Origin of the sequence: Bacillus cereus group sp. MYBK15-3, from assembly GCF_051916765.1 — a bacterium.
Classification (GTDB): Bacteria; Bacillota; Bacilli; order Bacillales; family Bacillaceae_G; genus Bacillus_A; species Bacillus_A cereus.
This window is the reverse complement of record NZ_JBQAHG010000002.1, coordinates 521,477-533,203: the sequence shown is the minus strand read 5'-3', so window position 1 is coordinate 533,203 and position 11,727 is coordinate 521,477. Positions and strand designations below refer to the sequence as shown.

The window sequence follows — 11,727 nt, the reverse complement described above, 5'->3', positions numbered from 1 at the left end:
ATACCTTCTCCTCTCCAGAAATAAAGTGAAACTATTTATAGCTTTCATTTCTTCTACCAAACGATACTTTGAGGCAACATTTTATACACTAGTACCTATAGTTTATTTTCCTTATCTTTCATGATAGTAAAAAATATGACGTTCGCCAACCTTATCATACAAAAAGAAATGATCCTGACAAATAGGATCATTCCATTTTATCATATGCCTCAATAATACGTTGCACCAATGGATGTCTCACAACGTCCGTTTGTTCTAATGTAATAAATGACAGACCTGATACACCAGATAAAATATTAGCAGCTATAGATAGCCCTGATTTTACCCCTTTTGGCAAGTCTACTTGTGAAGGGTCCCCTGTAATAACCATTTTAGAACTAAAACCTAATCTTGTTAAAAACATTTTTATTTGAGCACCCGTTGTATTTTGAGCCTCATCTAAAATAACAAATGAATCATCAAGCGTACGCCCCCTCATATAAGCAAGCGGCGCGATTTCAATTACTCCTCGCTCCATCATACGCTGCGTATATTCTTGTCCAAGAATATCATGTAAGGCATCATATAATGGGCGTAAGTATGGATCTACCTTCTCTTTCAAATCCCCTGGTAAAAAACCTAAATTTTCTCCAGCTTCTACAGCAGGTCTTGTTAAAATAATTTTCTTTACATACCCTTGTTTTAAAGCCCTCACAGCCATTACTACAGCTAAGTATGTTTTTCCAGTTCCTGCAGGCCCTATCCCAAAGACAATATCATTCTTCTTCATCGCATGAATATATCGTCTTTGCCCCATTGTTTTTACACGAATGGATTTACCTTTTGCAGTCTTGAAAATTTCTTCTTCATATAACTCTTCAAATTGAGCAATTTTCCCTTGTTGTGCAAGCTGAATTGCATACGCAACATCTCTCTCTGAAATTGATATACTTTTACGAATTACAACAAGTAATTGCTGTAAGATTTTTTCTACGAGTGTCACCGTTTCAACTGCCCCAGATACATGAACAGTTTCTCCTCTAGTTACGATCGATACATTCAGTTCTCGTTCAATTACTTTTAAATGTGCATCATTGACTCCAAAAAGAGCGATTGCTTCGTTAGTATTTTCCAATTGTTGGTTCATTTCTACTAATTGTTCTGCCATTACTCAGTCTCCTTGAATATCGGATTCGGATATTGGTTGTGGCTCTGCAATATTTTCAACCACAGTATAATGCAATGTGACCTTTAGTTGACCCGCCTCAACCTCTTTACTCAAAATCTTATCACTTACAATCATAGCATGTTCATCCAATTTTTTCTTTAGTTCTTTTTCGGCCATCTCTTTCGCTACTTTCAGCGCTTGCTTTTCTGTATATTCTCGATTCGCTTCTTCCTCTTCTCTCACAACATCTTTTTCATATGCAATCGGCAGTGTAAAACCAAATAATTTCACATCATGCTTTACACTTTCAGTACGAGAGCGTTTATACTTATCATGCTGAAATCCCCATATTTTTATTTTCGTATCCCCAAATTTAAGAAAATGTTCATTGTATACATTACCAGTATACACTTGGAATTGCGTCTTTAACGGGACATCCACCTTAGATGTATACCACGTTTCTCCATACACAATACCTTTCGCTGAAACAATCGTCGGACTTTCCTCATTACCATATATTCCTGATACGAGAATTTGCCCTTTTTCTACATGATCATTTTTCAGTACAACCGGCTTTCCAACTTCTACGAACGTCTTTGTAATAATCGCTTCTTTTTTTGCTACTAAATTTTGCGGCCTTTGTTCCTTTTCTTTCTTCGGTTCGTTTTTTTCAACAATTTTAAAATGATACGTCGTTCCTCTTACTTCTAGTCCCGCCCAAGTAATGGCATTAATATTATCTGTCAAATGGCGTTGTACATCTTCTACATTCGGCATTTGAAATTGTAGTTTCCCTTTTTTAATACCCATTTTATCCAATTCTTTCATCAATATATATTCCGTTTCAGGTTTTGCTCCTGTAATTTCAATTTTCCAAACCATATTTGACATTGCAATTACACCAAAAAAGAAAATTAAAAAACCAATTAAAAATCCACTATTTTTAATTAAACGCTTATTCCAAAAAGGAAAACCATAACGTCCAATAAAATATAATTTACATTCATTTTTTCTATAAATTGGTTTTATTTTTTTCACATCGCGTAACAACATACAAAAAACTAACGTTTCATCAGCTATCTTTTTAACATCCCAAACTAATAAATTCCTCCGTACACATTCATTAACAAACCGTTCCGCTCCTCTACCTTCAATTCGCACTTTTACATATCCAAGCCACTTTATAAACCATTTATTTTTCATTTACCACCTTCACTACCTTTCTAAAAGTAGATATACTACTTTTTATTTGAAACATTAAAATAGCTCGTACTAAAATGAAACCGAGTAAAACTGTAATCAGTCTCTATCAACGGAACTTTTACAGGATAAAGAAGAAAAACTTCACAAATGGAAGTTTCACTTCAATCACCTTTTTTTTCATTTTCTAAAAATGTTACTTGCTCAATTATCCCTTCGAGCAAAAGCTCTTCTGGAAGAATCGTTTTAATAACAAAGGATTGTCCTTTAATTAATAATTGACCGTGTTTTAAAAGCAATCGCACTTCTTTATCTGAAAACACTAATAACCCCCGATGATTTTCTATATAAATATGTATTTGCCCAACAAGAGTAATCCGAGGTAGATCCATTAATACATCCACTGGTAGGTCTACTTGTTTTGTCAACCAATTTTTCATTTGTTCTAATTTCTTCATCTCGAAAGACCCCCTCTCATCCCATATATATGTATTTCTTCACAAGTGCCTATCGTGTTATAACGTCTTCACTAACATAACTATATTCTGTAAGAGTTCATATCATGTTAATTAAAACAGTCGCTATATGAAATCATATTTGTCAGGACAATGATGGATCAGAGGATGTTACCTTTAATAATAGAAGTATTAATACAAGAATATGCGCCCCTACAGGATATCAGTACAAGTTACATTAAGAAATTGAGCCTAGCGAGAAGTTAGAAACTTGAAAAAAACTGTTACAATTCGTTCTGGATGTGACATACTGACCATAGAATAAGTAGTTGTCATTTATTGGACAAATGAGATAAAGTGAAACTTTAATCCCCCCTCACCAATCGGGCTGCCCGTTAATGAGGGATAAAATCAAAAAAAAGAAAATTTCTCCACTCTGAATGTTACGTTGTAAGTAAGAATATTTTATAGATGGTTGTTATATGAATTTCAAAAAATATTAGGGTTCATTAAAAAATGAATTAATAAATGAGGAAATACGAAAGTAAATTGGCTTTAGTCAAGAAATTTCGAATGTTATAAAACAAATTATCGACAGTAATATCCGGCCATTTTATGCAACTGATGCAAAATCTAAAATAGTTAGAATCTCTTTCGTTACCTTTGAGGATTATGCTGAAGAGCAAGCTATAAAACTTCAATCTGATTTTCAGAAGGTTCGGTACTTAGCTTTTATTTGCGAAAGAAGTTTTAGTCAAGGAAGTAAGAATAGGTGTAGAATCGGAATTATACAAGGAAATAATAAATTGAAACTTTAACTAGAGGGGTTTCTATCACTTATAGAAACCCTTTTTAAGCAATATAGCGTTTCTCCTTAATAAGAACAATAAAAAAACGTCTCATACGAAATGAGACGTTTTTTTACGCTAATAGCTGGATAACCAGCTTATTCACAAGTGATCCGTCTGTTTTACCTTTTACTTTCGGCATAACAGCAGTCATCACCTTACCCATATCTGCTTTAGAAGTCGCACCAACTTCAGAAATAACTTGCTTGATTACATCAACTAGTTCTTCTTCAGTTAATTGCTCTGGCAAATATGCGCTTAAAATCTGAATTTCACTTTGCAGTTTATTAACAAGGTCTTCACGACCAGCTTTTTTAAATTCAAGGAGGGAGTCCTTATACTGTTTTACTTCACGAGCTAAAACTGTTATTTCCTCTTCTTCAGTAAGAGTATGTTGCAGTTTAATACCTTCATTTTGTAAAGCAGCCTTAACCATACGAATAACGGTTAATTTTTCTTTTTGTTTATTCTTCATCGCTTGTTTCATATCATCGTTTAAACGACCGAGAAGACTCATAACTTACACCCTCTCTTAGAATTTACGCTTTCTTGCCGCTTCAGATTTCTTCTTACGTTTTACACTTGGTTTTTCATAAAACTCGCGCTTTCTTGCTTCAGCAAGTGTACCAGTTTTAGAAACCGATCTTTTAAAACGGCGAAGTGCATCCTCCAAAGACTCGTTTTTACGAACGACTGTTTTTGACATTCTCTTTCCCTCCCTCCGAAACATCACACTTACATACTAACTTCAGCATGCAAAAAGAAACACTTCTTCAGCATGTCTTTTACGATTATAATACATTTTATCACTTCAGGTCAACTATTTGGCAGAATAAAAGAAGAATAGAAGCATTTCCTTTTCAAAAGTTATGCAAATAGCTAGTATCCTTTACTGATGAAGACAACTATATTTTTATCATTTCACCTTTTTTCATACAGGGATGCATGAAACGCCTCCCCACCTTATAGTACTTAACCGCTTCAAATAAAGAAAGCATGCAAACCGTTTCCGGTTGCACGCTCTTTTTATGCGCTAGCTGATTCTTTTTTTACATCATCTTCAAGAACACGAACAAATTGCGCTTCGTTATATGGATAACCCGCTTTCGTAATTTTCACTTTCACTAGCTTACCAATTAATTCTTCTGATCCTTCAAATACAATTTTCAAGTAGTTATCTGTATACCCTACATATAACCCTTCACGGTCGCCGTCTTTAAATTGCTCTTCTGGAATGATTTCAAGCACTTCACCTTCAAACGCTGATGCATATTCTTTCGCTAATTGATTAGATAGCTCAATTAAACGATGAACACGATCATTCTTCACATCTTCAGGAACTTGATCTTCCATGCGTGCTGCAGGTGTTCCTGTACGTTTTGAGTAAGGGAACACATGTAACTCAGAGAAGCGGTTCTCTTTAATGAAATTGTATGTTTCCATGAATTCTTCTTCTGTTTCACCTGGGAAACCAACGATTACGTCAGATGTAATCGCAAGGCCTGGTAACGCTTCTTTCAAACGATCTAAACGCTCTTGGAAGAACTCCATCGTATATTTACGACGCATACGTTTTAATACAGTATTAGAACCAGATTGCAACGGAATATGCAAGTGGCGTACAACTACTTCAGATTTATCTAACACTTCAATTACTTCATCTGAAATTTGACTCGCTTCAATAGAAGAAATACGAAGACGTTTTAATCCGCCTACTTCCGCTTCCATATCACGAAGTAATCCAGCTAAGTTATAATCTTTTATGTCTTCGCCGTATCCACCTGTATGAATACCCGTTAATACGATTTCTTTATAGCCTGCATCCACTAATTGTTGTGCTTGTTTAATAACTTCTTTTCCATCACGAGAACGCATTAAACCACGCGCCCAAGGAATGATACAGAATGTACAGAAGTTATTGCAACCCTCTTGTATTTTTAAAGACGCACGTGTACGATCCGTGAAATAAGGTACATCAAGTTCTTCGTACACACGTGTTTTCATAATATTACGGACAGCATTAATTGGTTGACGCTCTTTACGGAATTCTTCGATGTAACCTAACATCTTTTCACGATCCTGTGTACCAACTACAATATCTACACCCGGAATCGCCATAATTTCAGCTGGAGATGTTTGTGCATAACATCCCGTTACGCAAATAACTGCATCTGGATTTTGACGCACAGCACGTCTGATTACTTGACGGCTTTTTTTGTCCCCAGTATTCGTTACTGTACATGTGTTAATAACATATACATCAGCTTTCTTTTCATATTCTGTTCTTTCATAACCACCTTGTTTAAACAATTGCCAAATGGCTTCTGTTTCATAGTGGTTTACTTTACAACCTAACGTATGGAACGCAACAGTTGACATTGATCATCACCCCATCAATTCAAAATGATACGAAGCAGCACTTAACGCGTATAACGGCGCCGTTTCTGTTCTTAAAATTCTTGGTCCTAAACTACATGGTACAAATTTATGTTCACGAAGCGCTGTAATCTCTTCCTCAGCTAAACCGCCTTCTGGGCCAAATACAATCAATAGCTTTTGACCTGGTTTCATTGTCGTTAAAGCTTTCGCAAAATTAGATTTCTCACCTTGTTTTGCTTCCTCTTCGTAAGCAACAAGACAAACATCATACTCACCACTCATTGAAAGCAATTGCTTAAATGATGCCGGAGCATGTACTTCTGGAATTTCACTTCTATGTGATTGTTCCGCAGCTTCTTTCACAATTTTTCTTAAACGCTCAACTTTTTTATCAGCTTTTTTCGCATCCCATTTTACGATAGAGCGAGATGCTTGAAATGGTAAGAATGCAGCTGCCCCAAGCTCAGTTCCTTTTTGAAAAATTAACTCTAGCTTGTCTCCTTTTGGCAGTCCACTTGCAATCGTCACGAAAACAGGAAGTTCACTTGACGCCTCTACCCATTCTACAATAGCCGTATTAATAAATTCACTGGTAATTTCATCAATTGAACATACTGCTGTTTTTCCGTTTACACAGCAATAAATATGATCACCAGCTGACATACGCATCACTCTTGCGATATGATGTACGTCATCACCTACAATGCGAATACTTGTCTCATTTACATATTTCTCTTCTACAAAATAACGTTGCATATAATCACCTTAGTAGAGTTTCGTTCCTTTCGTAAGTCAACACTTACGAAAAGAACGAAACGTTATCATTTTTCATATAACAAACGGCAAGTCTCTCACCTTATAGTGAGAGACTCCCCTTTTCATTATAGACTAAAATCTATATTACGCATTTCGTGCAATAATTGCTACCCAATCTTCCATTCGTAACACTTCTTCAATTGTAAATCCAGCTTGTTCTAACGCCTCAGAAATTACTTTTTCCTTCGCAGCAATAATGCCCGATGTAATAAATAATCCACCTGACTTCACAACTCTTGCTGCATCTTCAGGGAATAATAGAATAATTTCTGCTAATAAGTTAGCTACGATTAAATCAACAGGACCTTCAATGCCTTCTAAAAGACTATTTTGTCCAACAGACACGATATCATCTGTTTTATTTAAACGTACATTCATTTCTGCACTTTCAACCGCAACCGGATCTAAATCATATGCTTGAACAGAAGACGCACCTAATTTTGCAGCCGCAATACTAAGTACACCAGAACCTGTTCCTACATCAATAATAGTGTCACCTGGCTGTACTGTTTTTTCTAAAGCACGGATACACATCGTTGTTGTTGGATGAGTTCCTGTACCAAACGCCATACCCGGGTCTAATTCAATGATTTTTTCATCAGGAGAAGATGGTGTATATTCTTCCCAAGTCGGTACGATTGTGAATGTATCAGAAATTTGTACTGGATGGTAATATTTTTTCCAAGCAGTAGCCCAATCTTCTTCATTGACTTCGTTAACGGTAATATTTCCAGTACCAATTTCGATGTCGTAAGATGGAAGCACATCAATAGATGATTTTACACCTGCAATCGTTTCATGTAAAGAATCCGTTTGCGGGAAATACGCTTTTATTAATACACCTTCCGCCGGATATTCATCTGGGTTCAATGCATAAATTTCACCATATTGTTGCTCGCGCTCTTTCGTTAACTCCGCTGGATCCTCAATCGCAACTCCACTAGCACCAGCTTCATGTAAAATATGAGAGACAGCTTCTACTGCTTCTTCTGTTGTATGAATACTAATTTCTGACCATTTCACAATTTACCAACTCCATTTTTTATTTCCATTATTCCCCTTTGAAAGCACGTTTAAGCTTTCCGAATAAACTATCATCCTGCTCTTCTTGTCCTGCAAATTCACGTAATAAATCTTTTTGCTGCGAAGTCAATTTCGTCGGTACAACAACACGAACGACTACATATTGATCTCCTTGGCCGTATCCACGTACGTTCGGAGCACCTTTTCCTTTTAAGCGGAATTCTGTTCCAGTTTGTGTTCCTGCTGGAATTTTCAGCTTCACTTTACCATGAACAGTAGGAACTTCCACTTCATCACCAAGCGCCATTTGCGCAAATGTTAATGGCATTTCGCAAATAATGTGATCTCCTTCACGCTCGAAGAATTCATGATTTCTTACATGAACGACAACATATAAGTCTCCTGCTGGTCCGCCATTTACGCCGGCTTCACCTTTTCCAGACACACGAATTTGTTGACCATTATCGATACCCGCTGGAATTTTAACATTGATTTTTTTACGTTTACGAACTTTACCTGAACCGTGACATGTCGTACATTTTTCTTTAATAATTTGTCCAGTTCCTGAACAATGACCACAAGCTTGACGGTTTACGATACGACCAAACGGTGTGTTTTGTTCTACACTCACTTGACCAGAGCCTGAACAATGTTTACATGTTTCTTTTGAAGTTCCTGGTTTTGCTCCACTACCTTTACAAGTATCACATGGATCTTCTACTGGAATTTCCACATTTAATTCCTTACCAAAAATAGCTTCTTCAAAATCTAAAGTGACTTGATATTGTAAGTCAGCACCTTGGCGCGGAGCATTTGGATCACGACGTCTGCCGCCGCCACCGCCAAAGAAAGAACTAAATATATCTTCAAAACCGAAGCCACCGCCGAAGTCTCCTCCGCCGCCAAATCCACCGAATCCTTGATTTGCACCAGCATGACCAAATTGATCGTACTGTGCACGCTTTTGATCATCACTTAACACTTCGTATGCTTCTTGTACTTCTTTAAACTTTTCAATTGCATTTTCTTCTTTGCTTACGTCTGGATGGTATTTTTTAGCCAAACGACGATACGCTTTTTTAATTTCATCTGTTGAAGCGCCCTTGCTAAGTCCAAGGACCTCATAATAGTCTCGTTTACTCATAAATTTACAACCCCCGAATCTTTCACATAAACGTAATTTTAACACCGAAAGAAAGTGCTTTGCAACAAAGTTTCCTCACTTACAGTATGCAAAGCGAAAAACTTAAGATCCTCACACATCGCTTCTCATTCGTGAAAAAAGCCAAAGTCAAGGCACGCTTGACTTTGACTTTTTGTCATCTTACTTATTATGTTTACAGTTGAATTACTTGTCTTCTTTTACTTCTTCAAACTCAGCGTCAACTACATTGTCTTTCTTTGCGCCAGCGTCTTGTGCACCTTGCGCACCTTCTGCTTGACCGGCAGCTGCTTGAGCCTGCTCGTATAATTTAACAGTTAATTGTTGTACGATTTCTTGTAAAGCATCTTTTTTCGCACGAATTTCTTCAAGCTCGTTTTTCTCAATTGCAGCTTGTAATGCTTCTTTCGCTTCTGTTGCTTTTGCAACTTCAGCTGCATCTACTTTACCTTCTAAATCTTTTACAACTTTGTCTGTTTGGAATACAAGTTGGTCAGCTTCGTTACGAAGTTCTACTTCTTCCTTACGTTTTTGGTCAGCGTCAGCATTTGCTTCCGCTTCTTGTACCATACGTTCTACTTCTTCATCAGAAAGACCTGAAGAAGATTGGATTGTAATAGCTTGCTCTTTGCTTGTTCCTAAGTCTTTCGCACGTACGTTAACGATACCGTTCGCATCAATATCGAATGTTACTTCGATTTGTGGAATACCACGTGGTGCTGGTGGAAGGTCAGTTAATTGGAAACGACCTAACGTTTTGTTGTCAGCTGACATTGGACGCTCACCTTGTAATACGTGAATGTCTACTGCTGGTTGATTATCAGCAGCTGTCGAGAATACTTGTGACTTACTTGTTGGAATTGTAGTGTTACGCTCGATTAATTTCGTGAACACGCCACCCATAGTTTCAATACCTAAAGAAAGTGGAGTTACGTCTAATAATAGAACGCCTTCTACATCACCAGTAAGTACGCCACCTTGAACTGCAGCACCTAATGCTACAACTTCATCAGGGTTTACACCTTTATATGGCTCTTTACCAGTTTCACGTTTAATAGCTTCTTGTACAGCTGGGATACGAGTAGATCCACCAACAAGAATAACTTTATCTAATTCGCTTGGAGCAAAACCAGCGTCTTTTAATGCACGACGAGTTGGCTCTAATGTTCTTTCAACAAGACCTGCTGAAAGCTCTTCGAATTTCGCTCTTGTTAACGTTAATTCTAAGTGTAATGGACCAGCAGCTCCAGCACTAATGAATGGTAATGAAATTTGAGTTTGTGTTACACCAGAAAGATCTTTTTTCGCTTTTTCAGCTGCATCTTTCAAGCGTTGAAGCGCCATTTTATCTTGGCTTAAATCAATGTTATTTTCTTTTTTGAACTCAGCTACTAAATGATCGATGATAACTTGGTCAAAGTCATCGCCACCAAGACGGTTGTCACCAGCAGTTGAAATAACTTCGAATGTGCCGTCTGCTAACTCAAGGATAGATACGTCAAATGTACCGCCACCTAAGTCATATACTAAGATTTTTTGTTCTTCGTCTTGTTTTTCTAAACCGTAAGCAAGTGCTGCTGCTGTTGGCTCGTTAATAATACGCTCAACTTCTAAACCAGCGATACGACCAGCATCTTTCGTTGCTTGACGCTCTGCATCGTTGAAGTATGCAGGTACTGTAATAACAGCTTTCGTTACTGTTTCACCTAAGTATGCTTCAGCAGAAGCTTTTAAGTTTTGTAAAATGATTGCAGAAATTTCTTGAGGTGTATAATCTTTACCTTCAACTTCTACTTTGTAGTCTGTACCCATATGACGTTTAACAGACATGATTGTATTTGGGTTTGTAATTGCTTGGCGCTTTGCAACTTCCCCAACTTGACGTTCTTCATTTTTGAAAGCTACAACAGAAGGTGTTGTACGGTTTCCTTCTGGATTTGGGATAACCTTTGGTTCTCCACCTTCCATAACAGCTACACAAGAGTTTGTTGTACCTAAGTCAATACCGATAATTTTACTCATGGCGAATCCTCCTAGTTTTATGTAAATTATTGATTTACTTTTACCATTGATGGGCGAATCACACGGTCTTTTAGTTTATAACCTTTTTGGAATTCTTCCACAACCGCGTTTGATTCAAATTCACTATCTTCCACTTGCATAATAGCTTGGTGTTCATTAGGATCAAACTGTTTACCAACAGCTTCAATCACTTCCACACCTTCTTTAGTCAGCGCTTCTAACAATTGACGATGCACCATTTCCATACCTTGTAACAAGGATTTCGTTTGCTCATCAGTCGCTTCCACTTGCATTGCTCTTTCAAAATTATCAAGAGCTGGCAAGATGTCTGAAACTAGACTTTGTGCTCTATATTTTTCAGCAGCCTGTTTATCCATTTGGACACGGCGCTTATAATTTTCAAAATCAGCTTGTAGACGTAATGTGCGACCTTCCGTTTCCGTTAGTTTCGCTTGTAGCTCATCTACTTTTTCTTGTAAAAGAGCAGCCTCACTTTTTTCTTCTACAGTTTCTTCACTGTTTTCTGGCGTGACAGCTTCTTCAACTTGCGCTTCTTTTACTTCTTCTACCACTTGTTCGTTACGCTCTTCCACAATATTCACCTCCTTAAAAGGTATTAGGTATCATGCATAGCATGATTACCTAAGCATTATATATTACACACAGCAATGAAAA

General features: G+C 37.2%; 11 protein-coding genes. All 11 read right to left on the bottom strand.

Annotated features, from left to right (window positions below):
* Positions 1–187: 187 nt before the first annotated feature.
* The gene (locus tag ACTFR8_RS11160) at positions 188–1,147 is read right to left on the bottom strand and encodes a PhoH family protein (RefSeq protein ID WP_000840520.1); all 960 of its coding nucleotides are present in this window, start codon (positions 1,145–1,147) and stop codon (positions 188–190) included.
* Positions 1,148–1,150: 3 nt separating this feature from the next.
* Positions 1,151–2,350 (bottom strand): sporulation protein YqfD, encoded by a 1,200-nt coding sequence (gene yqfD, locus ACTFR8_RS11155; RefSeq protein ID WP_000792499.1) that lies wholly within the window; start codon positions 2,348–2,350, stop codon positions 1,151–1,153.
* A 161-nt stretch (positions 2,351–2,511) separates the two neighbouring features.
* Positions 2,512–2,805, bottom strand: coding sequence for a sporulation protein YqfC (gene yqfC / locus ACTFR8_RS11150; protein WP_000732269.1), 294 nt, complete (start codon positions 2,803–2,805; stop codon positions 2,512–2,514).
* 918 nt (positions 2,806–3,723) lie between these two features.
* Positions 3,724–4,167, bottom strand: a complete 444-nt coding sequence (locus ACTFR8_RS11145; RefSeq protein WP_000054562.1) for a GatB/YqeY domain-containing protein — start codon at positions 4,165–4,167, stop codon at positions 3,724–3,726.
* Positions 4,168–4,182: 15 nt separating this feature from the next.
* Positions 4,183–4,356, bottom strand: a complete 174-nt coding sequence (rpsU, locus tag ACTFR8_RS11140) for a 30S ribosomal protein S21 (protein ID WP_000048061.1) — start codon at positions 4,354–4,356, stop codon at positions 4,183–4,185.
* 320 nt (positions 4,357–4,676) lie between these two features.
* Positions 4,677–6,029: a tRNA (N(6)-L-threonylcarbamoyladenosine(37)-C(2))-methylthiotransferase MtaB gene (mtaB, locus tag ACTFR8_RS11135; protein WP_000108679.1), complete on the bottom strand. Its 1,353-nt coding sequence runs from the start codon at positions 6,027–6,029 to the stop codon at positions 4,677–4,679.
* Between the two features lie 6 nt (positions 6,030–6,035).
* Entirely contained in the window at positions 6,036–6,785 is a 750-nt protein-coding gene (locus tag ACTFR8_RS11130; protein ID WP_001190159.1) for a 16S rRNA (uracil(1498)-N(3))-methyltransferase, read from the bottom strand.
* 144 nt (positions 6,786–6,929) lie between these two features.
* A complete protein-coding gene (gene prmA / locus ACTFR8_RS11125; RefSeq protein ID WP_000872103.1) occupies positions 6,930–7,868 on the bottom strand; it encodes a 50S ribosomal protein L11 methyltransferase in 939 nt (312 codons plus the stop codon).
* 28 nt (positions 7,869–7,896) lie between these two features.
* Positions 7,897–9,012 (bottom strand): chaperone protein DnaJ, encoded by a 1,116-nt coding sequence (gene dnaJ, locus ACTFR8_RS11120; RefSeq protein WP_000043947.1) that lies wholly within the window; start codon positions 9,010–9,012, stop codon positions 7,897–7,899.
* A gap of 204 nt (positions 9,013–9,216) precedes the next feature.
* The gene (gene dnaK / locus ACTFR8_RS11115; RefSeq protein WP_000034700.1) at positions 9,217–11,052 is read right to left on the bottom strand and encodes a chaperone protein DnaK; all 1,836 of its coding nucleotides are present in this window, start codon (positions 11,050–11,052) and stop codon (positions 9,217–9,219) included.
* 26 nt (positions 11,053–11,078) lie between these two features.
* Entirely contained in the window at positions 11,079–11,645 is a 567-nt protein-coding gene (grpE, locus tag ACTFR8_RS11110) for a nucleotide exchange factor GrpE (RefSeq protein WP_000392711.1), read from the bottom strand.
* Positions 11,646–11,727 lie beyond the last annotated feature (82 nt).